22 protein-coding genes, 1 pseudogene and 1 riboswitch are annotated in these 22768 nt (G+C 72.3%); of the genes and pseudogenes, 9 read left to right on the top strand and 14 right to left on the bottom strand.

Going from position 1 to position 22768, the window contains the following annotated elements; genetic code table 11:
- Positions 1-30: 30 nt before the first annotated feature.
- The 10 genes from AB5J51_RS31965 to ribD all read right to left on the bottom strand — a co-directional run bounded on the left by AB5J51_RS31965 (position 31) and on the right by ribD (position 8791).
- A complete protein-coding gene (locus AB5J51_RS31965) occupies positions 31-1104 on the bottom strand; it encodes a hemolysin family protein (RefSeq protein WP_136224349.1) in 1074 nt (357 codons plus the stop codon).
- Positions 1101-2561, bottom strand: coding sequence for a hemolysin family protein (locus AB5J51_RS31960; protein WP_168724231.1), 1461 nt, complete (start codon positions 2559-2561; stop codon positions 1101-1103). Before AB5J51_RS31960 ends, AB5J51_RS31965 begins: the two co-directional genes overlap by 4 nt.
- 287 nt (positions 2562-2848) lie before the next feature.
- Positions 2849-3313, bottom strand: a complete 465-nt coding sequence (locus AB5J51_RS31955) for a PH domain-containing protein (protein ID WP_053789530.1) — start codon at positions 3311-3313, stop codon at positions 2849-2851.
- Between the two features lie 42 nt (positions 3314-3355).
- The gene (gene hisG / locus AB5J51_RS31950; RefSeq protein WP_053789531.1) at positions 3356-4204 is read right to left on the bottom strand and encodes an ATP phosphoribosyltransferase; all 849 of its coding nucleotides are present in this window, start codon (positions 4202-4204) and stop codon (positions 3356-3358) included.
- A gap of 74 nt (positions 4205-4278) precedes the next feature.
- Positions 4279-4560 carry a phosphoribosyl-ATP diphosphatase gene (locus tag AB5J51_RS31945; RefSeq protein WP_030298870.1) on the bottom strand — a complete coding sequence of 94 codons (282 nt, stop codon included), beginning with the start codon at positions 4558-4560 and terminating at the stop codon, positions 4279-4281.
- 35 nt (positions 4561-4595) lie between these two features.
- Positions 4596-5081 carry a 6,7-dimethyl-8-ribityllumazine synthase gene (gene ribH / locus AB5J51_RS31940; RefSeq protein ID WP_030298869.1) on the bottom strand — a complete coding sequence of 162 codons (486 nt, stop codon included), beginning with the start codon at positions 5079-5081 and terminating at the stop codon, positions 4596-4598.
- A gap of 55 nt (positions 5082-5136) precedes the next feature.
- A complete protein-coding gene (locus AB5J51_RS31935; protein WP_369779196.1) occupies positions 5137-6435 on the bottom strand; it encodes a bifunctional 3,4-dihydroxy-2-butanone-4-phosphate synthase/GTP cyclohydrolase II in 1299 nt (432 codons plus the stop codon).
- Positions 6432-7085, bottom strand: a complete 654-nt coding sequence (locus AB5J51_RS31930; protein WP_030298867.1) for a nicotinamide mononucleotide transporter family protein — start codon at positions 7083-7085, stop codon at positions 6432-6434. Before AB5J51_RS31930 ends, AB5J51_RS31935 begins: the two co-directional genes overlap by 4 nt.
- On the bottom strand, positions 7082-7714 hold the full coding sequence (locus tag AB5J51_RS31925; protein ID WP_053789533.1) for a riboflavin synthase: 633 nt from the start codon (positions 7712-7714) through the stop codon (positions 7082-7084). Before AB5J51_RS31925 ends, AB5J51_RS31930 begins: the two co-directional genes overlap by 4 nt.
- Positions 7715-8791 (bottom strand): bifunctional diaminohydroxyphosphoribosylaminopyrimidine deaminase/5-amino-6-(5-phosphoribosylamino)uracil reductase RibD, encoded by a 1077-nt coding sequence (ribD, locus tag AB5J51_RS31920; RefSeq protein WP_369780345.1) that lies wholly within the window; start codon positions 8789-8791, stop codon positions 7715-7717. It lies immediately after the preceding gene.
- Positions 8792-9025: 234 nt separating this feature from the next.
- Positions 9026-9155, bottom strand: a riboswitch (FMN riboswitch).
- A 278-nt stretch (positions 9156-9433) separates the two neighbouring features.
- Here ribD and AB5J51_RS31915 point away from each other — a divergent pair.
- From AB5J51_RS31915 to AB5J51_RS31900, 4 genes are all read left to right on the top strand, one after another.
- Positions 9434-11806: a chitinase C-terminal domain-containing protein gene (locus AB5J51_RS31915; RefSeq protein ID WP_369779195.1), complete on the top strand. Its 2373-nt coding sequence runs from the start codon at positions 9434-9436 to the stop codon at positions 11804-11806.
- A gap of 101 nt (positions 11807-11907) precedes the next feature.
- On the top strand, positions 11908-12822 hold the full coding sequence (locus AB5J51_RS31910; protein ID WP_369779194.1) for an RNA polymerase sigma-70 factor: 915 nt from the start codon (positions 11908-11910) through the stop codon (positions 12820-12822).
- Positions 12823-12876: 54 nt separating this feature from the next.
- Positions 12877-13635 (top strand): SDR family oxidoreductase, encoded by a 759-nt coding sequence (locus AB5J51_RS31905; RefSeq protein WP_136224345.1) that lies wholly within the window; start codon positions 12877-12879, stop codon positions 13633-13635.
- Positions 13636-13652: 17 nt separating this feature from the next.
- Complete coding sequence (locus AB5J51_RS31900) at positions 13653-14621, top strand: CorA family divalent cation transporter (RefSeq protein WP_136224370.1); 969 nt, start codon at positions 13653-13655, stop codon at positions 14619-14621.
- Positions 14622-14707: 86 nt separating this feature from the next.
- Here the strand turns inward: AB5J51_RS31900 and AB5J51_RS31895 are convergent, their stop codons facing one another.
- Positions 14708-15874, bottom strand: coding sequence for an ROK family transcriptional regulator (locus AB5J51_RS31895; RefSeq protein ID WP_133898599.1), 1167 nt, complete (start codon positions 15872-15874; stop codon positions 14708-14710).
- Between the two features lie 55 nt (positions 15875-15929).
- On the opposite strand from AB5J51_RS31895, the gene AB5J51_RS31890 reads away from it, so the two are divergent.
- The 3 genes and pseudogenes from AB5J51_RS31890 to AB5J51_RS31880 all read left to right on the top strand — a co-directional run bounded on the left by AB5J51_RS31890 (position 15930) and on the right by AB5J51_RS31880 (position 18253).
- A complete protein-coding gene (locus AB5J51_RS31890) occupies positions 15930-17144 on the top strand; it encodes an MFS transporter (RefSeq protein WP_369779193.1) in 1215 nt (404 codons plus the stop codon).
- Between the two features lie 106 nt (positions 17145-17250).
- Positions 17251-17469, top strand: a pseudogene (locus AB5J51_RS31885) (nitrate reductase); the annotation flags it as partial.
- Between the two features lie 142 nt (positions 17470-17611).
- Entirely contained in the window at positions 17612-18253 is a 642-nt protein-coding gene (locus tag AB5J51_RS31880; protein WP_133898597.1) for a DUF5995 family protein, read from the top strand.
- Positions 18254-18334: 81 nt separating this feature from the next.
- Here the strand turns inward: AB5J51_RS31880 and AB5J51_RS31875 are convergent, their stop codons facing one another.
- Positions 18335-20032, bottom strand: a complete 1698-nt coding sequence (locus AB5J51_RS31875) for an NAD(P)/FAD-dependent oxidoreductase (RefSeq protein ID WP_053788966.1) — start codon at positions 20030-20032, stop codon at positions 18335-18337.
- 51 nt (positions 20033-20083) lie between these two features.
- Positions 20084-20884 (bottom strand): carbon-nitrogen hydrolase family protein, encoded by an 801-nt coding sequence (locus AB5J51_RS31870; protein ID WP_053788965.1) that lies wholly within the window; start codon positions 20882-20884, stop codon positions 20084-20086.
- Positions 20885-21187: 303 nt separating this feature from the next.
- Between AB5J51_RS31870 and AB5J51_RS31865 the strand changes: the two genes are divergently transcribed.
- Both AB5J51_RS31865 and AB5J51_RS31860 read left to right on the top strand, forming a co-directional pair.
- Positions 21188-21904 carry a GNAT family N-acetyltransferase gene (locus tag AB5J51_RS31865; protein WP_369779192.1) on the top strand — a complete coding sequence of 239 codons (717 nt, stop codon included), beginning with the start codon at positions 21188-21190 and terminating at the stop codon, positions 21902-21904.
- Between the two features lie 96 nt (positions 21905-22000).
- Positions 22001-22303 (top strand): WhiB family transcriptional regulator, encoded by a 303-nt coding sequence (locus tag AB5J51_RS31860; protein WP_136224342.1) that lies wholly within the window; start codon positions 22001-22003, stop codon positions 22301-22303.
- A gap of 7 nt (positions 22304-22310) precedes the next feature.
- On the opposite strand, the gene AB5J51_RS31855 is transcribed toward AB5J51_RS31860, so the two are convergent.
- On the bottom strand, positions 22311-22766 hold the full coding sequence (locus tag AB5J51_RS31855) for an Lrp/AsnC family transcriptional regulator (protein ID WP_030027017.1): 456 nt from the start codon (positions 22764-22766) through the stop codon (positions 22311-22313).
- Between the last annotated feature and the right edge of the window lie 2 nt (positions 22767-22768).

Here is a 22768-nt window from a genome sequence, read left to right as displayed (position 1 = left end):
GCCGGGGCCGGAGCCCCGGCACCCCGTGCCTCACACTCCGGCGGTGCTGGTCGCGCGGGGGCCGGTCCGGCGGGCCGGGATGCGGTGCGCGGGGTCGCGCACCTCGCCGACGAGCATCTCCAGTACGTCCTCCAGGGCGACGAGGCCCAGCACCCGCCCGGCCGGGTCGGCGACCTGGGCCAGATGGGTGGCGTCCCGGCGCATGACGCTGAGCGCGTCGTCCAGCGGGAGGGTGGCGGACAGGGTGGGCATGCGGCGCCAGACCCGCTGGGGTACGGCCCGCTCCCGGTCCTCGACGTCCAGCACGTCCTTGACGTGCAGGTAGCCCATGAAGGCGCCGTTCTCGGAGCGGACGGGGAAGCGGGAGTAGCCGGTGCGGACCGTCAGCTGCTCGATCTGCCGCGGGGTCGCCGAGGGGCCGACCGTGACGAGCCGCTCCCGGGAGAGCAGGACGTCGGTGACCGGGCGGCTGCCCAGCTCCAGGGCATCCTCCAGGCGCTCCTGCTCGCCCGGCTCCAGGAGCCCGGCCTGCCGGGAGTCCTCGACGAGCCGGCCGAGCTGGGCGCTGGTGTAGACGGCCTCGACCTCGTCCTTGGGCTCCACCTTGAAGAGGCGCAGCACCAGGTGCGCGCAGGAGCCAAGCGCGGTGGTGACGGGGCCGCACAGCCGGGCGAACGCCACCAGGCCCGGGCTGAACCAGAGGGCGGTCTTCTCGGGCGCGGCCATGGCGAGGTTCTTCGGCACCATCTCGCCGATGACCAGGTGCAGGAAGACGACGGCGGCGAGCGCCACCGCGTAGCCGAGCGGGTGGATCACGCCCTGCGGGACGTGCGCCGCGTGGAAGAGCGGCTCCAGCAGGCGGGCCATCGTCGGCTCGGCGACCGCGCCGAGGGTCAGGGAGCAGACGGTGATGCCGAACTGGGCCGCGGCCATCATCCGCGGCAGGTTCTCCAGGCCGTGGAGCACCTGGCGGGCCCGCTTGGACTCCTTGGCCAGCGGCTCGATCTGGCTGCGCCGTACGGAGACGAGCGCGAACTCGGCGCCGACGAAGAAACCGTTGGCCAGGACCAGGAGCAGGGCGAAGAGCAGTTGGAGGGCATTCATCGGCCGGCGCCTTCCAGCTGGGCCGGCTGCGGCGACCGGACGTCCGGGGAGGCCTGCCGGCCGGGCCCGGTGCGTACGCCTGCGGCGTCGATCCGGACGGTGGCGCGGGCGGCCTCGGGGCCGGTCCCGTGGGCGGAGGCGGGGACGGTACCCAGCCGGACCAGCCGGACGCGTTCGGCGCGGTTGCGGCCGACCTGGCGGACGGACAGCCTCCAGCCGGGCAGTTCGGCGCGGTCCCCGGGGGCGGGGATCCGCCCGAGCAGGTCGGCGACGAGACCGGCGACGGTCTCGTACGGGCCTTCGGGCACCTCCAGGCCTATCCGGCGCAGGGTCTGCACCCGGCAGCTGCCGTCGGCCTCCCAGGAGGGGCGGCCGTCCTCGGCGGGCACGGCGGCCAGTTCGGGGCCCTCGTCCTCGGCGAGGTCGTGCTCGTCGCGGACCTCGCCGACGAGCTCCTCCACGATGTCCTCCAGGGTGACGACCCCGGCGGTGCCGCCGTACTCGTCGACGACCACGGCCATCGGCTGCTCGCTGCGCAGCCGCTCCAGCAGCGGCTGCACCGGCAGCGAGCCGGGCACCAGCAGCGGGGCGACGCAGATCCGGCTGACGGTGGTGCGGGCGCGCTCGGACTCGGGCACGGCGAGGGCGTCCTTGAGGTGGACGACACCGGTGACCTCGTCGATGCGCTCCCGGTAGACCGGGAACCGGGACAGCCCGGTGGCGCGCGTCAGGTTGAGCACGTCGGCCGCGGTGGCCGTGTGCTGGAGGGCGCTGACCTTCACCCGGGGGGTCATGACGTGCTGGGCCGTGAGCTCGCCCAGCGAGAGGGTCCGTACGAAGAGGTCGGCGGTGTCCTGTTCGAGGGCGCCGGCCTGGGCCGAATGGCGGACCAGGGAGACCAGTTCGCCGGGGGTCCGGGCGGAGGCCATCTCCTCGGCGGGTTCCACGCCGAGCGCCCGCACGAGGCGGTTGGCGACGGCGTTGAGGCCTGCGATGACCGGCCGGAAGGCCCTCGAGAAGACCTGCTGCGGGCCGGCCACGAACCGGGCCACCTGCAGCGGCCGGGAGACCGCCCAGTTCTTCGGGACGAGCTCGCCGACGACCATCTGGACGGCGGAGGCGAGCAGCATGCCGATGAAGACGGCGATGCCGGAGACGGCTCCCGCGGGCAGGCCGGTCGCCGCGAGCGGCCCGGCCAGCAGTCCGGCGAGGGCCGGTTCGGCCAGCATGCCGACCACGAGGGAGGTGATGGTGATGCCGAGCTGGGTGCCGGAGAGCTGGAAGGACAGCTCCCGCAGGGCCTCGACCACCGTGCGGGCACGGCGGTCGCCGTCGGCTGCGGCGCGTTCGGCCTCGGGTCGTTCCACGGTGACGAGGCCGAACTCGGCCGCCACGAAGAAGCCGTTGGCGAGGATCAGGGCGAATGCCGCCACGAGCAGGAGTAGCGGGATGGTCATGCCGCCGCCTCCGTGGGGAGGGCGGCGCGGGTACTACCGGACGATCCGTCCATTGCTGGAGGGAGTCACTCCTCAAGTCGCAGGTTCCCCCGGACCTCGGGGTCCCGGGGGCCGGTGGGAGGGCGCACGGGTGCGCCCCGCCACCAGGGTAGTCACTGAGATCGCCGCCGCAATGGGACGCAGCGGTCGGGTGTGGCTCCGGTACTTCGTACGGGAGCCGCTCAAGGCCCGTTCAGGGGCCGTTCGATGGATGTTCGACATCCGTTCCAGGTCCGCGCGGCCGCGGCTCAGCGGTCGTGCGGTCCGGTGCCCCGGGCCTCGGCGAGTGCGCGCAGGGCGCGGGCGTCGCCGATCGCCTGCTGCCTGGCCACTCCGGGCTGGATGCCGAGGGCGGGCAGGCTCGTGCCGTCGCTGAGGTCCAGGAACACCCACGGGTCGCCCGGGCGCAGGTTCACGCGCAGGATCTGCGCCCACTCCAGGCGGCGCGTGCTGGTCAGGTTGACGACGGTGACGCCCCCCTCGTCCGCGACCACCTTGGGGCGGCTGAGCAGGACGAGTACGGAGGTCAGCAGGACGGCGGTGAAGATGAAGCTCATCCGCTCCCCCGGCCCGAGGTTCTCCAGCAGGAGGGCGATCGCCGTGATGGTGGCGAACATGGCGAGCCCGACGCCCAGCAGGACGGCCCGGGTACGGGTCGGCCGGAAGGTGACCGGCAGGGCGGGCGGTGCGGGCTGGGCGGCGGACTCGGCCATGATGCTGGTGATGCCTTCTGCAGGGGGCGTAGGACGTAGGGGTCAGAGACGGCAGGCGTGGATCGAGGTGGTGAGGATCGCACGCGCGCCGAGCTCGTACAGGTCGTCCATGATCCGCTGCGCGTCCTTGGCCGGGACCATCGCGCGGACGGCGACCCAGCCCTCGTTGTGCAGCGGGGAGACGGTCGGCGACTCCAGCCCCGGGGTGAGGGCGACCGCGCGCTCGAGGTGCTCGGCGCGGCAGTCGTAGTCCATCATCACGTAGCTGCGGGCCACCAGGACGCCCTGGAGGCGGCGCAGGAACTGCTGGGCCTGCGCGTTGTCGGCGTCGGCGCCGTTGCCGCGGATGACCACGGCCTCGGAGGTGAGGATCGGCTCGCCGATGACCTCGAGGCCGGCGTTGCGCAGGCTGGTGCCGGTCTCGACGACGTCCGCGATGACCTGGGCGACGCCGAGCTGGATGGCGGTCTCGACCGCGCCGTCGAGGTGCACGACCGAGGCGTCGATGCCCTGCTCGGCGAGGTGCTTGGCGACGATTCCCTCGTACGAGGTGGCGATCGTCATCCCGTGGAAGTCCTCGGGGCCCTTCGCCGTGCCGGGCTTGGTGGCGTAGCGGAAGGTGGAGCGGCCGAAGTTCAGCGGGAGGATCTCCTCCGCGCTGGCGCCGGAGTCGAGCAGCAGGTCACGGCCGGTGATGCCGATGTCCAGCTTGCCCGAGGCGACGTAGATCGCGATGTCCTTGGGGCGGAGGTAGAAGAACTCCACCCCGTTCTCGGGGTCGAGGACCACGAGCTCCTTGGACTCCTTGCGCTGGCGGTAGCCGGCCTCATGGAGCATCGCCGACGCCGCTCCGGAGAGTGAACCCTTGTTGGGGACGGCGATGCGCAGCATGGTGCTTCCTTCAGTGCGTGGATTGCGAAAGGTGTGGGCTAAGCGGCGGGCGGGGGCCCGGGAGGGGCTCCGGCCTAGAGGTGCGCGTAGACGTCGTCGAGGGAGATCCCGCGGGCGACCATCATCACCTGGACGTGGTACAGCAGCTGGGAGATCTCCTCGGCGGCGGCTTCCTTGCTCTCGTACTCGGCGGCCATCCAGACCTCGGCGGCCTCCTCGACGACCTTCTTGCCGATGGCATGGACGCCCTTGCCGACGAGCTCGGCGGTGCGGGAGGTGCTGGGGTCGCCGTCGGCGGCCTTGAGCTGGAGCTCGGTGAAGAGCTCTTCGAAGCTCTTGGAGGGTGTGTTCGCCATGATGGTCCTCAGAATACGGGCTCCCCCGCCGCCACTCAGCGCCAGGGTTCGCTGACGGACCGCAGGGTCGCAGCGGTGGAGACGGCGGCGATGACCGCTTCGTGCCCCTTGTCCTCGTTCGACCCCTCGAGCCCGGCACGGTCCAGCGCCTGCTCGTCGTTGTCGCACGTCAGAACACCGAAGCCGACGGGGACTCCGGTGTCGATCGACACCTGTACCAGGCCTTGGGTGACGCCCTGGCAGACGTAGTCGAAGTGCGGGGTGCCGCCGCGGATGACGACTCCGAGGGCGACGATGGCATCGTAACCGCGACCGGCGAGTACCTTCGCCACGACCGGGAGCTCGAAGCTGCCCGGGACGCGGAGCAGGGTGGGCTCGTCGATCCCCAGCTCGTGCAGGGCCCGCAGGGCGCCGTCGACGAGCCCGTCCATCACCTTCTCGTGCCACTGGGCCGCGATGACCGCGACCCGGAGGTCTCCGCAGTTCCTGACACTCAGTTCGGGTGCGCCCTTGCCGCTCACAGCTGTGCTCCTCGTGCTTCGTGGTTCGTGGTGCTTGACGGGTGGTGGTTCGTACTTACTGGTTGCCGCAGGCGGAGGTGGTCGCGGCCTGCTCCAGCCAGGGCAGGTCGTGGCCCATCCGGTCCCGCTTGGTGCGCAGGTACCGCAGATTGTGCTCGCCCGCCTCCATCGGCATGGCCACCCGGTCGTTGACCGCGATGCCGTGCCGGACGAGGGCGGCGGACTTGTCGGGGTTGTTGGTCAGCAGCCGGACGCTCTTGACGCCGAGGTCGGCGAGGATCTGCGCGCCGGCGGCGTAGTCGCGGGCGTCGGCCGGCAGGCCGAGCTCCAGGTTGGCGTCCAGGGTGTCGCGGCCGCGCTCCTGGAGTTCGTACGCGCGCAGCTTGGACACCAGTCCGATGCCGCGGCCCTCGTGGCCGCGCAGGTAGACGACCACGCCGCGGCCCTCGTCCTTGATGCGGGCCATGGAGGCATGCAGCTGGGGGCCGCAGTCGCAGCGCAGCGAGTGGAAGATGTCGCCGGTCAGGCACTCGGAGTGGACGCGGACCACGATGTCCTGGCCGTCGCCGATGTCGCCGTGGACGAGGGCGACGTGCTCGACTCCGTCGGCGGTGGAGCGGTAGCCGTACGCCGTGAAGTCGCCGTGGGCGGTCGGCAGGGCGACCGTGGCCTCGCGGCGCACGGTGGGCTCGGCGGAGCGGCGGTAGGCGATCAGGTCCTCGATGGAGATGATCGTCAGGCCGTGCTTGCGGGCGAAGGGGATCAGCTCGGGCAGGCGCAGCATGACGCCGTCCTCGCCGGCGATCTCCACGATCGCGCCGACGGGGCGCAGGCCCGCGAGGCGGGCGAGGTCGACGGCGGCCTCGGTGTGGCCGTTGCGGACCAGGACGCCGCCGGGCTTGGCGCGCAGCGGGAACACGTGGCCGGGGCGCACGAAGTCGGAGGGCTCGGAGACCCCGTCGGCGAGCATCCGCAGGGTGGTGGAGCGGTCGGCGGCCGAGATGCCGGTGGTGACGCCGTGGGCGGCGCTCGCGTCGACGGAGACGGTGAAGGCGGTCCTCATCGACTCGGTGTTGTGCTGGACCATCTGGGGCAGCTCGAGCCGCTCCAGCTCGGGGCCTTCCATGGGGGCGCAGATCAGGCCGCGGCACTCGCTCATCATGAACGCGACGATCTCGGGGGTGGCCTTCTCGGCGGCGACGACGAGGTCGCCCTCGTTCTCGCGGTCCTCGTCGTCGACGACGACGACCGGCCGGCCGGCCGCGATGTCGCGGATGGCCTGCTCGACGGGGTCGAGCCGGAAGACGGTCTCGAGGACGGCGTCGATGTCGGGCACGGGCTTGAGGGTGGTCATGCCGTTGCTCCTTCCAGGGCCGGGGCGGGGGTGGTGCGCGAGCGCTGGTACCAGTCGTGGGCGCCCCACAGGACGAGCGCGAAGTAGACGACGTAGACGAGGCCGGAGAAGGCCAGTCCGTTGGTGAAGGCGAGCGGGACGCCGACCAGGTCGACGAGGAGCCAGGCGAACCAGAACTCGACCAGGCCGCGCGCCTGGGCGACCATCGCGACGATCGTGCCGACGAAGATGTAGGCGTCGGCCCACGGGCTCCAGGACAGGTCCGGGAAGAGCGTGAACAGGCCGCCGACGGCGAGGGTGCCGAGGGCCGCTCCGGCGAGGAGCAGCCCGCGCTCGGTCCAGGTCGCGGTGCGCACGGCGAGGGTGCCGTCCTGGGCCTGCTTGCGGCCGAGCTGCCAGGCGCGCCAGCCCCATGCGGCCACGCCGATGACGAGGAGCTGCTTGCCGACGCCGCCGGCGAGGTGGGCGGAGGCGTAGGCGGCTATGAGGATCAGGCCGGACAGGAGCTGGGCGGGCCAGGTCCATATGGAGCGGCGCCAGCCGAGGGCGAGGGCGGCCAGGCCCATCAGGTTGCCGATCATGTCGGACCAGATGACCTTCTGGCCGAAGACCGTGAAGGCCTCCGCGTTGAGCCAGGTCAGGGCGGTCACTGCTGCTCCTCCTTGGCGGTCAGCGGGTCAGTTCGGAGGCTGCCTGCGGCCATCAGGCGCTCGACGTACTTCGCGAGGACGTCGACCTCGAGGTTGACCGGGTCGCCGGGCTGCTTGATGCCGAGCGTGGTCAGCGCGAGGGTGGTGGGGATGAGGCTGATGGTGAACCAGTCGGCGGCGGCTTCGACCACGGTGAGGCTGACGCCGTCGACCGTGATGGAGCCCTTCTCCACGACGTACCGGGACAGGTGCGCGGGGAGCGCGACCTTGACGATCTCCCAGTGCTCGGAGGGCGTCCGGGAAAGGATCTCGCCGGTGCCGTCCACGTGCCCCTGGACCAGGTGTCCGCCGAGCCGTCCGCCGAGGGCCATCGGGCGCTCCAGGTTGACGCGGGAGCCCGGGTGGAGGGTGCCGAGGCTGGAGCGGTTCAGGGTCTCCTGCATGACGTCGGCGGTGAACTCGCCGTCGGCGCTCTCCACGACGGTCAGGCAGACGCCGTTGACGGCGATGGAGTCGCCGTGCTTGGCGCCGTCGGTGACGACGGGGCCGCGCAGGCGGAAGCGGGAGGCCTCGGCGAGCTGCTCGACGGCGGTGACCTCGCCCAGTTCTTCGACGATTCCGGTGAACACTCAGTGCTCCTTGGGGGCGGTGGTGGGGGTGGCTTGGGGGACTGCGGTGATGCGGAGATCGGTGCCGACGCGGACGGCCTCGGTGATGTCGAGGCGTACCGCGTGGGCGATGTTCGTGATGCCGGCGTCGGCGAGGGCGACGGGGCCGGAGCCGAGGAGGGCCGGGGCGAGGTAGCCGATGACGCGGTCGACGGCTCCGGCCTCGAGGAAGGCTCCGGCCAGGGTGGGGCCGCCTTCGAGGAGTACGGAGCGCACGCCGCGGGCGTGCAGCTGCGCGAGCAGGTCGTGGACGGCGATGCGGCCGTCGTGCAGGGGGAGGCGGAGCAGCTCGACGCCCGGGAGGTGCCGGGTGTCGGCGTCCTCGCCGGTGACGAGCAGCGTGGGTGCGGCGTCGTCGAGGATGCGGGCGGTCGGCAGGAGGCCGGCGCGGGTGTCGAGGGCGACGCGCAGCGGCTGGGTGGCGCCCTCGATGTCGCGTACGGCCAGGTGCGGGTCGTCCTCGCGCAGGGTGCCGCCGCCCACGAGGACGGCGTCGGCCTCGGCGCGCAGCCGGTGGACGTCGGCGCGGGACTCCGGGCCGGTGATCCAGCGGCTGCTGCCGTCCGCGGCGGCGCTGCGGCCGTCGAGGGTGGCCGCGTACTTCCAGGTCACGTGCGGGCGGCCGAGGCGTACGGAGGTGAGCCAGGCGGCGTTGCCCGCGGCGGCCTCGGCCTCCAGGAGCCCGCCCTCGGCCTTGATCCCGGCAGCGCGCAGGGTGTCGGCGCCGCCGCTGGCCTGCGGGTTCGGGTCTGCGACGGCGTAGACCACGCGGGTGACGCCGGCCTCGGCGAGCGCCTGGGCGCAGGGCCCCGTGCGACCGGTGTGGTTGCAGGGTTCGAGGGTGACGTAGGCGGTGCCGCCGCGGGCTGCCTCGCCTGCCGCGCGCAGGGCGTGCACCTCGGCGTGCGGGCCCCCGGCCCGCTCGTGCCAGCCCTCGCCGACGACGGTGCCCGCGCCGTCCGTGACGACGCAGCCGACGACCGGGTTGGGGCTGGTGGAGCCGAGGCCGCGGGCGGCGAGCTCGATGGCGCGGCGCATGGCCTGCGCGTCGGCATCGGCACCGCCGACGGCGTCGTGCGGTGCGTTCGCGGCGTGGTTCGCCACCGGGTCCTCCTGCCTCATCGGGCACGGACTCCGGGGCCTGTCGGGCTACGACAGATGAAGCGGTTCAGCACACGCGGGGACGCCGAGGCCGAAAAAACGGTCCGCCCGGAGTATCCGCAGGGGATACGCCGATGAACCGCCGACGGCGGCGTACCGGTGACTGGCCCGCCGCGCACTGCCTCCCATCCGGACTTTCACCGTCGGTCCAGGAATTTCACCTGGTCAACCGGCCGCTGGCTGCGGACGGGTCGCGGACTATACCGCCGGTTCGGAATTACACCGACCCCGGAGTGCGCTGCTTACTGGTACTCCTGCCAGTTTGCCACGGGTGATCGGCGGCCATGCGAGTGAGGAGCTGTGGCCTGGGTCACAGAGGGGGTCTTCCGCGGGAGTCTGTCAAGTACGCCTCCGATTGGTACAGACCTATTGACGAGGTGGTCTAGTCCTCTTAACGTTCCCTTCACCCTCCCCGGGAGACAGCCCGTCAGATGTGCGCACGTCACGGGCCAACACGCACCACTTTTCCGCCTGTTGTGCCCTTTCGTTCCTGCCATCCTCCCCTCCCCAGGAGGCACCATGCCGTCCCCCACCCGTACGAGAGCGATGCTCCTGGCATCCGGCGCCGCAATCGCCGGACTGCTGGTGGGCGGGCTCTCGTCCGGCGTCTCGCACGCCGCCGACAACGAGGGCTGTCGCCCGGACGGGCTGTACAAGACCGCCGGTGTCGACGTCCCGTACTGCTCGGTCTACGACTCCGAGGGCCGCGAGAAGATGGGCGCCGACCACCAACGCCGCGTCATCGGATATTTCACCGGGTGGCGGACCGGCAAGGACGGCACCCCCGCCTACCTCGCCAACAACGTCCCGTGGTCCAAGGTCACCCATCTGAACTACGCCTTCGCCCACGTGGGCGCAGACAACAAGATCTCGGTCGGCGCGGACAACGCGAACAACGCCGCCACCGGGATGACCTGGCCGGGTGTTGCCGGCGCCGAGATGGATCCCGCCCTGCCGTACAAGGGCCACTTCAACCTGCTGAACAAATTCAAGAAGCAGTACCCGAACGTGAAGACGCTGATCTCGGTCGGCGGCTGGGCCGAGACCGGCGGCTACTTCGGCGACGACGGCAACCGCGTCGCCTCCGGCGGCTTCTACTCGATGGCCACCAACGCCGACGGCTCCGTGAACCAGGCCGGCATCGACACGTTCGCCGACTCCTCGGTCGAGTTCGTCCGCACGTACGGGTTCAACGGCGTCGACATCGACTACGAGTACCCGACCACCATGAAGGACGCCGGCAACCCGCTGGACTGGCAGCTCTCCAACGCCCGCCGGGCCGGCCTCGTCCAGGGCTACGCCGCACTGATGAAGTCGCTGCGCGAGAAGCTCGACCGCGCGGGCGCCGCCGACGGCAAGCACTACCTGCTCTCCGTCGCCGCCCCCTCCTCCGGCTACCTGCTGCGGGGCATGGAGACGTTCCAGATGCAGAAGTACCTGGACTACGTCAACATCATGTCCTACGACCTGCACGGCGCCTGGAACGAGTACGTCGGCCCCAACGCCTCGCTCTTCGACGACGGCAAGGACGGCGAACTGGCCGCCGCCGGCGTCTACTCCACCTCCCAGTACGGCGGCATCGGCTACCTCAACTCCGACTGGGCCTACCACTACTTCCGCGGCTCCATGCCGGCCGGCCGCATCAACATGGGCCTGCCGTACTACACCCGCGGCTTCAAGAACGTGCAGGGCGGCACGGACGGCCTGTGGGGCAAGGCCCCGGCGACCACCTGCCCCGCCGGGGCGGGGCTGACCAAGTGCGGTGACGGCGCGGTCGGCATCGACAACCTGTGGCACGACCTGGACACCAACGGGGCCGAGTCCCCGGCGGGCTCCAACCCCATGTGGCACGCCAAGAACCTGGAGAAGGGCGTCGTCGGCGACTACGTCACCAAGTACGGCTTCCCGGCGAACACCACGCTGACCGGCACCTACGCCCGCAAGTACGACTCCACCCTGGTGGCGCCGTGGCTGTGGAACGCCCAGAAGAAGGTCTTCCTGTCGACGGAGGACGAGCAGTCCGTCGCCGCCAAGGCCGACTACGTGGTGAACAAGGGCATCGGCGGCACGATGGTCTGGGAGCTGGCGGGCGACTACGCGTACAACTCCGCCAAGGGCCAGTACGAGATGGGCGACACGCTCACCTCCCTGATGTACGACAAGTTCAAGGCGGCCGCGCCGTACGGCGCGAAGAAGGCGGGCAGCGGACTGCCGGCCCAGGCCGTGGACATCAAGACGGAGTTCACCGAGTTCAAGCTGGGCGACTCCAACTACCCCATCACCCCGAAGCTCAAGATCACCAACAACACGAAGACCACGCTGCCCGGCGGCACCGAGTTCCGGTTCGACTACGGGACCTCGGCCCCGGACAACGCGTCCGACCAGTCCGGCTTCGGTACGAAGGTGATCAGCAGCGGCCACACCGGCACCAACGTCGGCGGCCTGAAGGGCGACTTCCAGCGGGTCTCGCTGAAGCTGCCGGCGTGGCAGACGCTGGCCCCCGGCGCCTCGGTGGACCTGGCGTTCAACTACTACCTGCCGGTGTCCACGCCCTCCAACTGGACGGTGAACATCTCCGGCACCACCTACGCCCTCGCCGGTGACCTGGCACGCGGCACGGCGCTCGTCGAGCCGGGGGGCTCGACGATCCCGCCGACCACCCCGCCCACGACCCCGCCGACCACTCCCCCGACGACGCCTCCCACCACTCCCCCGACCACGCCGCCGGGCGGGACCTGCACGAACCCGGCGTACGTCGCGGGCACCGTCTACAACGGCGGGAACGTCGTCTCGCACAAGGGCCACAACTGGAAGGCCCAGTGGTGGACGCAGAACGAGGAGCCCGGCACCACCGGTGAGTGGGGCGTCTGGAAGGACCAGGGCGCCTGCTGACACCCCGCCGGTTCCCGTAGGCGGACGGACGTGAGGACCCGGTGGCCCGGCGGCCACCGGGTCCTCGCACGCGCCGGCGCGGCCCCTCGTAGGCTGCTGCGGTGATCACACAGGACGCCGCACCCGTCGCGGACTTCGAGGAGCACCGGCCCCGGATGTTCGGCATCGCCTACCGCATGCTCGGCTCCGCCGCCGAGGCCGAGGACACCGTCCAGGACGCCTGGCTGCGCTGGAGCTCCGCCGGACGCGAGGACATCGAGCACCCCGGCGCCTGGCTCGCCAAGGTCGTCACCCGTCTGTGCCTGAACCGCCTCACCTCGGCGCGGGCCCGGCGCGAGGAGTACGTCGGCCCCTGGCTCCCGGAGCCGGTCCTCACCGGGGACGGAACGCTCGGCCCGCTGGAGTCGGCGGAGCAGCGGGACAGCGTGTCCATGGCCCTGCTGGTGCTGCTGGAGCAGCTGACGCCGGTGGAGCGGGCGGTGTACGTGCTGCGCGAGGCGTTCGCGTACGGCCACCGGGAGATCGCCGGGCTCCTGGACCTGACCGAGGCCAACTGCCGGCAGCTCTACCGGCGGGCCGCGGCCCGGGTGGCTGCGGGCCGGACGGCCGGGCCGTCCGACGGACGGGAGTCGCGCCCCCGCTTCGAACCGGATCCGGCGCAGTGGCAGAGCCTGGTGGAGACCTTCCTGACGGCGGCGCGCGACGGCGACCTGGCCCGGCTGGAGGGCATGCTGAGCGCCGACGTGCGGTACGTGGCGGACGGCGGCGGGATCGTGGGCGCGGCACGGCGGCCGATCCTGGGCCCGGACAAGGTGGCCCGCTTCCTGGTGGGTGCGCTGCGCAAGTTCGCGGCCGGGATGCCGATCTCCTTCGCGGAGGTCAACGGGGAGCCCGCGCTGATCGTGGGCGGGACGGTCCTGCAGGTGGAGATCGAGGACGGGCGGGTGCGCGAGGTGCGGAGCGTGGTGAATCCGGAGAAGCTGGAGTTTCTTCAGCGGCAGCTGTCACATTCCTGAGGGCTGTCCGGTCTCAGCCGGTGAACGCACCCCTTCAGGGAAGGAACGATCACCATGAGCACGATCCTCGTCACCGGAGGCACCGGAAACCTCGGCGCGCTGGTCGTCACCCGGCTGCGGGCAGCGGGTCACGACGTACGGGTCCTGAGCCGGCACGCGAAGGACCACCCGGTCGATCTCCGGGACGGCAGCGGGCTCGATGCCGCGATGGCGGGCGCGGAGGTGGTCGTGCACTGCGCGAGCACCCCGCGGGGCGGCGACGACGTGGCCGCCGGGCACCTGATCGAGGCGGCCCGGCGGGCCGGAACGGTCACGAACATCGTCTACATCTCGATCGTCGGGGTCGATGTGGTCCCGTTCGGCTACTACAAGGTGAAATACCGGGTCGAGCGGATGCTGGAGGCGTCGGGGCTGGGCGTGACGATCCTGCGGACCACGCAGTTCCACGACCTGGTGGCGATGGCGGTGGACGCGCTGGCGAAGGTGCCGCTGGTGCCGCTGCCGCTGCCCAGAGGGGTCAGGGTGCAGCCCGTCGCCGTGGAGGAGGTCGCCGACCGGATGGCGGAACTCGCCGTCCCGGCCCCGGCCGGCCGGGTCACGGACATGGGCGGCCCGGAGATCCACACGCTGGTGGAACTGGGCCGGTCGTACCTGGCGGCGACGGGACGGCGGCGCAAGGTGTTCCCGCTGCCCCTTGCGGGAAAGGCGTACGCGGCCTTCTGCCGCGGCGGCAACCTGACCCCGTCCCATGCGTCCGGCAAGGGCACGTTCGCGCAGTTCCTGGCGGCGCGGGCCGAAGCGGCGGGGCGATGATCGTTTCGGTGGTGTCCATGCCGGAGGGCATCGCACGGCGCACCCCGGTGTCCGAGGCCCGTGAGCGTCTCGCGGCGGCACCTTTCCTGTTCGTGGACGCGGAGCTGCCCGAGGAGGCACCGCCCGGCGAGCAGCCGGTCGCCCACTTGCTCGGCCTGGAGGCCCAGGACCTGGAGTGGCTCGGCCGGGAGAGGGAATCCGTCCGCGCCGAGTTCCTCGGCGACAGCGCCGCGTTCGTCGTCCCCGCGGTCGAGGCGGGCCAGGTCATCCACCTCCATGTCGTGGCCACCGAGCGGTACCTGGTCACGGTGCACCGGGGACCGGCCGGGCTGGTGGAGAGCCTCGTCGCCCGCTTCCCGCACGAACGGCCCCCCGACGCCGTGGCCACGCTGTTCCTGCTGCTGGGCGAGGCCCTGGAGACGTACCGGCGCTCTGCCGTCCAGGCCCTCCTGGAGGTGGAGGACCTGGAGGACGAGATGTTCCGGCAGCGGGAGCCGGAGCAGCTCTACCGCCTGGCGCGGCTGCGCCGGACCGCGGCCCTCCTGCACCACACGCTCCTCCCCTACCACCAGGTGGCGGACGAGACCATCACGCGCAGGGTGCTGAACCCCAATTTCCCGCAGGAGCGCCAGCGGCTCGCCCGGGAGTACCAGCGCACGTCGAGGCTGGTGCTCACGGAGATCGAGGCACTCCAGGAGGCCGCCCGGCGGGGCTTCGGCACCTACTCCTCGCTCGTGTCCGGCGAGCAGAACGGCGTGATCAACCGTCTGGCGATCGTGTCGACGATCTTTCTGCCGCTGAGCTTCCTGACCGGGTTCTTCGGTATGAACTTCGCCTACCTGACGGACGAGTTGGAGAGCGGGGCCATCTTCTGGCTGCTCGCCGTGGGCCTCCAGGTGGTCTTCCTGGTCGGCGCGCTCTACGTACTGCACCGCACCCGTATCTGGCGCCGGCTGCGCGACGACGAAAGCATCGACGACGAGTAGGCCGTCCGGCTTGGGAGCGACCCGGTGCGGCCTGGTCCGGCCCGGTGCGCACCGGGCCGCACCGGGCCGATGCTGCCCGGCGCGGCTCAGGGGGCGAAGAGGTCCGCCTGCGCGGCTTCGCGGGCGGCCAGCCGCGCCCCCGTCAGGACCGCCGGATCCCCGAGGGCAGTGGCCCTGACCTCCATCGGGACCGGGGTCAGCGCCGTCAGGCGGCGGGCCACCGCGGAGGCGAGGGCCGCGCCGCCCGCGTGGCCCAGCCCACCCGCCAGGACCAGGCACCCCGGATCCAGCACCGCCGCGACGGCCGCCGCGCCCAGCGCGAGCCGCTGCGCCAGGGCCTCGATGAAGGCCTCGCCCGCGGCGCCCGCCACCGCCTCCTCCACCGGCCCGGCCCAGCCGTGCTCCGCCGCGAGCGCGGCGACGGCTTCCCGGCCGACCAACGCGTGGAACCCGCCCTCGCAGTCCGTGGCGGAGGGCAGCCGGCCCGTGCCCGGCACCGGCAGGAAGCCGATCTCGCCCGCCCCGCCCGACGCGCCCCGCCGCAGCCGCCCGTCCAGGACCACGGCCGCGCCGACGCCCGCCCCGAGCCACAGCAGCACGAAGGAGTCCAGGTCCTGCGCGGCCCCGACCCGCTGTTCCGCGAGGGCCGCGAGGTTGGTCTCGTTCTCCACCACCACCGTGGCCGACAGCCTCCGCCGGAGGGCCGCCACCAGGTCCCGGTGCCAGGCCGGCAGGCCGGCGGTGCTGCGCAGCACCCCGTCGGACGGGGCCACCAGGCCCGGCGCTCCGGCCACCACGGTGTGCAGCCCGTCCGCTCCCGCCTCCCGCGCGAGCGCCTCGAGCAGGTCCACGGCCTCCTCGACGGCGTCCACCGGGAGCTCGGCCTGGGCGAGCGGGCGGCCGAGCAGGTCCGCGACCACCGCGGTCGCGCTGTCCGTCCGTACGTCCAGGGCCGCCAGGTACGCACGGCGGGCGACGATCCCGTACAGCCTGGCGTTGGGTCCGCGGCGCTGTTCGCCCGACTGCCCCACGACCTCGATCAGCCCGGCCCCGGTCAGCCGCTCGACGAGATCGGCGACCGAAGGACGGGAGAGGCCGGTCATCGTCTTGAGCTGAGTGGCGGTCAGCGGTCCTTCCTCCTGGAGGAGTCGCAGGGCGAGCCGGTCGTTGATGGCCCGGGCCGTGCTCGGCGACGCGGGCGACGGAGCGGTGGCGGCCGGGGCCAGGGCTTTGGCAGGAGTCACGGCGCCCATCCTAGGGAGCTCCACGCCACTAACTATCAGGCAGGGTCCCTGATAGTTTAATGCCATGACAGGGGAAACAGACCTCGGCCCGGCGCGCCTGCGCCGGGCCCGCTTCGCCATCGCCGCCGTCTTCTGCGCCCACGGGGCCGTCACCGGCTCCTTCGCCACCCGCATCCCCTGGATCCAGGACCACGCCCAGCTCAGCGCGGGCACCCTGGGCCTCGCCCTCGCCTTCCCCGCCCTGGGCGCGGCGCTCGCGATGCCGCTGGCCGGCCGGATCAACCACCGCTTCGGGGCCCGCACCGCGCTGCGCGCGCTGCTGGCGCTGTGGACCCTGTCCCTGATCCTGCCGAGCCTGGCGCCGAACCTGGCCACGCTGTGCTGCGCCCTCTTCGTCTACGGCGCCACCTCCGGGATGTCGGACGTGGCGATGAACGCGCTGGGCGTGGAGACCGAGAACCGGCTCGGCCGCTCGATCATGTCCTCGCTGCACGGCATGTGGAGCGTGGGCGCGCTGCTGGGTTCGGCGGCGGGCACGGTCGCCGCCCATGCCGGTGCCGACGCCCGGCTGCACCACCTCTTCGCCGCGCTCGCCCTGACCGCGGCCGGGCTGGTCGCCGTACGGGGGGTGCTGGACCTGCGCAGCGCCGCGGGGGCCGAGGCGCCGCCGCATTTCGCGCTGCCCCCGAAGTCCGCCCTGCTGATCGGCGCGATCGGGTTCTGCGCCGTCTTCGCGGAGGGCGCGAGCCTGGACTGGTCCGCGGTCTACCTGCGCGACGTCCTGGACACGGATGCCGGTCTCGCCGCCGCCTCCACCACGGCGTTCGCGCTCACCATGGCCGTCGCCCGGCTCGCCGGGGACCGGGTGGTGGACCGGTTCGGGCCGGTGCGCACGGTGCGGGCCGGCGGGGTACTGGCCACCGCGGGCGGGCTGCTGGTGGTGACGGTCCGCCACCCGGCCGCGGCACTGGCGGGCTTCGGCCTGATCGGACTCGGCATCGCGGTGGTGGTCCCGCTGGCCTTCGCGGCAGCCGCGCGCAGCGGACCGGCCCCGGCGCAGGCCATCGCGGGCGTCGCGACGATCACGTACACGTCGGGACTGATCGCGCCGTCGGCGATCGGTGCGGTGGCGGACGCGACCTCGCTCGTGGTGTCCTTCGGGCTGGTCACCCTGCTCGCGTTCGCGCTGATCGCAGGGGCGGCCGTACTGCGGCAGAAGCCGGTGACCGCGGGCCCCGCGCCCGCAGAGCGGGACGAACCGGCAGGCATCCGGCCGTAACCTTCGCGAAGCGATCTTCCTGCTCGCCACGCGCGGGCGGGTCCCCTCGTACCTGGGCTGCTCGCTCTCCTTCGTGGGCGTCGCGGCGGCGATCCGGGCGAGCGGCGGGGTGGACCTGCGCAATCCGCTGCACCTGGTGCCGGCCGCGGCGGGCACCGTCATCGGCGTCGGCGGCGTGGAGCTGCACCTGACGGACGGCTTCGAGCTGGGCGGTATCGCGCTCGGCACGATCGTCGTGATCACGGGGTACCACACGCTGCGGTACTTCGCGCCCGCCCACCTGGAGACCCGGGAGCCGCTGCTCGACGCGGGCACGTCGGCGTAGGGTGCGGGCGGTGCGGGCGAGGGCGGCGCGGGCGGGGAAACGGCCGCGCGGGACACGCGTTCCTGAGCCGGGTTCGCCCGAACCGGGGAAGCACACGGCCAAGTTCCCCGGATCCGCACCGCCGGCTGGGACGCTGCCTCCCATGGAAGCGGTGCTCGCGCGGATGCGCGCCCTGGACGAGCGGCTCCCCGCGCAGGACGGTGTCGCCGTCTTCAACCGGGTGTACCTGACGGTGACGGAGACGCTGCACGCCCGCATCTCCCACGGGGAGTTCCCCGCGCCGCGGCGGGCGGAGGCGCTCAGCGTACGGTTCGCGGAGCGGTACCTGACGGCGGTGGAGGCCGACCGGGCCCCGGCGTGCTGGCGGCCGCTGCTGCAGTACCGCCGTCACCCGGGGATCCGCCCGCTGCAGCACGCGCTGGCCGGGATCAACGCGCACATCGGGCACGACCTCGCGCTGGCGGTGGTGGCCACCTGCCGGGCGCTGGACTGCGAACCGCGGGCCCTGGAGGCGGACTTCGACCGGGTCGGCGACACCCTGGTCTGCCTGGAGGAGCACATCCGGGAGGACCTCATGCCGGGCCCGGACCTGCTGGAGGTCGCCGACCCGCTGACGCACCTGCTCGGCTCGTGGAGCCTGGACCGGGCCCGGGGCGCCGCCTGGTCGGCGGCCCGCCTGCTGTGGACCCTGCGCCGCTCCCCCGAACTGGCGGAGGAGTTCACGGATTCGCTCGACGCCGGCGTCGGCCTGGTCGGCCGCTGCCTCCTGACGCCGACCTCCTGAGCCGGGGCATGAAAACGGGCCGCCGCCGCGCTCGTGGCGCGGGGGCGGCCCGTGGTCATGGGGCCGGAGGGACCGGGTGGGTCAGTCCTCCGGGAGTTCGACCGGGGCGATCTCGTCGTAGAGGTCGCCCGGGCCCGGGTTGGTGGCGTCCGTGGAGCCGCCCAGGTGGTGCATGACGCCCCAGACCGCGTTCAGCGCCGTCTGGACCGCGCCCTCGGCCCAGCCCGCCGTCCAGGAGATGTCGTCGCCCGCGAGGAAGATGCCGCGCTTGTCCTCGGGGAGGCGGTCCTGCATGAAGTGGGTGAACAGGCGCCGCTGGTAGCGGTAGTGGCCCGGCAGGTTGGCCTTGAACGCGCCCATGAAGTAGGGCTCGTTCTCCCACGACACGGTCACCGGGTTGCCGATGATGTGGCGGCGGATGTCGACCTTCGGGTAGATCTCGCCGAGGGACTTCAGCATGACCTCCATCCGCTCGTTCGCGGACAGCGGCAGCCACTTCAGGCTGTCGTCGCACCAGGTGTACGAGAGGCAGATGACGGCCGGCTGGTCCGGGCCGTTGTCCAGGAGGTACGTGCCGCGCGTCATGCGGTCCGTGAGGGTCATCGACATGACGTCGCGGCCCGTCTCCTCGTCCTTGTCCAGCCAGAACGGGCGGTCCACCGGGATGAAGAGCTTCGAGCTCTCCATGTAGTGGGTGCGCTCGATCGCCGTCCAGTGGTCGATCGGGAAGAGCGTGTCGTCGCACGCGATCTTCGACAGCAGCATCCAGGACTGGGCCGTGAAGATCGCGGCACGGTACGTACGGATGTCGCCGTCGGCGTCGGTGACCGTGATGCGGTTGCCGGCCGTGCGGTGCAGGCGGGTCACCGCCGGACGCGGGGTGCCGTCGTGCAGGGAGGACAGCGAGGTGCCCTGGGCCCAGTGGACGATCTTCTCGGGCTCGCGCTCCCACAGGCGCACCGGCAGCTGCTGCGAGCCGCCGACGATGCCGCGGTGGTGGTCGTCCGCCTCGGTGTAGACGACGCGGAGGATCTCCAGGATGGAGTTCGGGAAGTCGGTGTCCCAGCCGCCCGTGCCGAAGCCGACCTGGCCGAAGATCTCGCGCTTGCGGAAGGACTGGAAGGCCTCGGACTTGCAGAGGAAGCCGTAGAAGGTCTCGTCGTCGAGCTTCTCGACGAGCTTCGCCCAGATCTCGCGGATGCGCGGGACGTCCCGCTCGCGCATCGCCTGGTTCATGTCGGAGAAGTCGGCGCCCTCGTCGAGGCAGGCGTTCCACGCGTCGGCGACGTCGCGGTAGATCTGCGGGAGGTCGGCGATGGTCTCGGCGTAGTGCGTCTCGCCCTTGAGGTCGACGACCGTCGAGGGGGTCGCGTCGGCGAGCGGGTTCGGGAAGGGCTCGGTGACCAGGCCGACGAGGTCGATGTAGTGCTGGAGCGCGGTGGAGGACGGCGGGAAGCGCATGGCGCCCATCTCCGCGGTCAGGCCCTCGGTGCCGGCGCCCTCGAAGCCGACGGTGCGCAGCCGGCCGCCGATCTGGTCGGCCTCGTACACGACGGGCTTGAGGCCCATCTTCATCAGCTCGTACGCCGAGATGATGCCGGACAGGCCGCCGCCGATGACCGCGACCTCGGTGCCGAACTCGGTCGCCGGGACCTGGCCCAGGCCCGCAGGGTGGGCCAGGAAGTCGTCGTACGCGTACGGGAAGTCCGGCCCGAACATGGTGATCGGCGGCTGTCCGTCGCTGTGCGGGACGGCGGTGGTGGGCACCGTGGACGTCATGGGGTACGGCTCCTTGCGGGGGTGGGGCAGGGGGGAGGGCGCTGGCGGGACTCAGACGAGGGAGGCGTAGAGCCCGGGGCGGCGGTCGCGCAGGTACGGGTTGTTCTCGCGCGAGGCGGCCAGCAGCTCGGGGTCGGCCTCGCCGATCACCAGCTCCTCACCGCGGCCGGCCCTGGTCCGGGTGACCCCGTCGGGGCTCGCCAGGCAGCTGAGTCCGACGAACTCGAACTCGCCTTCCGGACCGGTGCGGTTGACGTACGCGATGTACATCTGGTTCTCGAAGGCCCGTACGGGGACGAGCTGTTCGGCGACGAACTGGAAGGGGTGCATCTGCGCGGTCGGCACCAGGAGGAGGTCGGTGCCGGCCAGGGCGTGGGAGCGGACGTTCTCCGGGAACTCCACGTCGTAGCAGATCATGATGCCGATGCGGAGGCCGTTCAGCTCCGCCTGGACGACGGGGGTGTCGCCGGGGGTGAAGGCGTCCTGCTCGAAGCAGCCGAACAGGTGGGTCTTGCGGTAGTTCGCCAGCCGGACCCCGTCCGGGCCGACGAGCTGGGCCGCGTTGTACACCGTCTCGCCCTCGCGCTCCGGGTAGCCGTACAGGACGGCGACCCCGTGGCGGCGGGCGATCTCGCCGATGGCGCGGGCCGACATGCCGTCGGCCGCCTCGGCGAGGGCGGCGATGTCCTGGACCTCCAGCGCGTAGCCGGTCAGGAACATCTCCGAGGTCACGAGGAGTCCGGCACCCGCCTGTGCGGCGCGCTCCACAGCCTCGTCGAGCGCCTTCAGGTTCTCGGCGGTGTCGCCGAGCCGTCCGGAGCTCTGGAGGAGGGCGGTGCGCAGCGGGGGCATGGGCGTACCTCTGTGGCAGGAGGGGAGTGGGTCCTATTGAAGGTACGTTCACCCGTTCGACCCCGACAAGCCATGACTGTTGCGCTCAGCGCATCGATTCGTTGCGTGTTTCGCAGCGGGTACGGAGATTCGTTGCGCGGGGCCGTCGGCCGCTCTGCACGGCGGCCGGGGCATAAACCGGCCCTCGGCGGACGCTGACCCTCATGACCGTCGTCACCAGCAGTCTCGTGGCGGTGCGCGGGGCCGTCAAGGAGCTGGTGGACGGGCCTGCGGCCGCTACCGAGGGAAGGAGTCCGCCACCCCATGTCGCCCGACACCGGCACGGCCACGCCCGTCCACGTACTCGACAATCCGGTCTGGGCCGCTCTGAGCGGCCCGAGTCGTGCCTTCGCCGAGACCGGGCCCGCCGGCCTCGCGGCCCGGTACGTCGCGGAGGCCTCGCCGTTCGCCGCGCTCGCGGACCCGGACGACCCGCGGGCCTGGGCCGATCTGGCCGCGCTGGCCGGGCCCGGCGCCCCCGTCTGGGTCACCGGGCTGCCGACCCCGCCCGCGGGGTGGACGACGACGGCCTCGATACCGGGCGTACAGCTGGACGGCGGGGCGGTACGGGCCGAGGCCGCGCCCGAAGCGGTCCTGCTGGGGCCTGCCGACGTACCGGAGATGCGGGAGCTGGTCGACCTCACGAAACCGGGGCCGTTCCTGTCACGCACCGTCGAGCTGGGCACGTACCTCGGGATCCGGCACGAGGGCCGGCTCGTCGCGATGGCCGGGGAACGGATGCGGCCGCCGGGCTGGTCGGAGATCAGCGCGGTGTGCACGCACCCGGACCACCGGGGCAAGGGGCTCGCGGGCCGGCTGATCCGGGCGGTGGCCGCCGGGATCCGGGAGCGCGGCGATCGCCCGTTCCTGCACGCCGCGGCGGACAACACCGGGGCGATCGCGCTCTACGAGTCGATGGGATTCACGCTGCGCCGCCGGCCGCTCTTCATCGGGCTGCGCACCCCGGACGCCGGGGTCTGACCGGAGGGCTGCGCCGGCAGGGGCGAAACGGCAGGTTTCAGGGGGCGCAGAGCGGTCACACGCGAGGTCATGCCGAGGACAGCGAAAGGAACTGCCATGACCGACGTCTCCCGCCTGCCCGGCGCCGCGCACCATCACTGGCAGTGGCAGCTACGGGCGGCCTGCCGGAACCTGGGCCCCGGACGCTTCTACCACCCGGCCGGCGAGCGGGGCGAGGAGCGGGAGGGCCGCGACGAGGCCGCGAAGCGGGTGTGTGCCGTCTGCCCGGTGCGTGCCGCGTGCCTGGAGCACGCGCTGCGGACCCGCGAGCCGTTCGGGGTGTGGGGCGGGCTGACCGAAGAGGAACGCCGGGCCCTGCTGGGCCCCGCGCACACCGCTGAGGCCGGCACGAGGGCGTAGCCGGGCCTTATGCAGGCGCGCCCGAGGTGAAGCGGCGCAGCAGCGGGGAGAGGACGAGCACCGATTTGGTGCGCTCCACGAAGGGCTCGCCGGCGATGCGCTCGAGCACCCGCTCGAAGTGGCGCATGTCGGAGGCGAAGATCTGGACGAGGGCGTCCGCGTCGCCGGTGACGGTCGACGCGGACACCACCTCCGGGTACCGCTCCAACCCCCGCCGGATGTCGTCCGGCGAGGTGTTGTGGCGACAGTAGATCTCGATGAAGCCCTCGGTCTCCCAGCCCATGGCGGCGGGGTCGACGCGGACGGTGAAGCCGGTGATGGCTCCCTCGGCCCGCAGCCGGTCCACGCGTCGCTTCACGGCCGGGGCCGAGAGTCCGACCTCGGAGCCGATGTCCGCGTAGGAGCGGCGGGCGTCCTCGGCGAGGGCGTGCACGATGCGTTCGTCGAGATCGTTCAGTCGCACTG

The sequence above is a fragment of the Streptomyces sp. R33 genome, assembly GCF_041200175.1.
GTDB lineage: Bacteria > Actinomycetota > Actinomycetes > Streptomycetales > Streptomycetaceae > Streptomyces > Streptomyces katrae_B.
The sequence above is the reverse complement of the archived record's forward strand: the minus strand, read 5'-3'. Positions and strand labels throughout refer to the sequence as shown.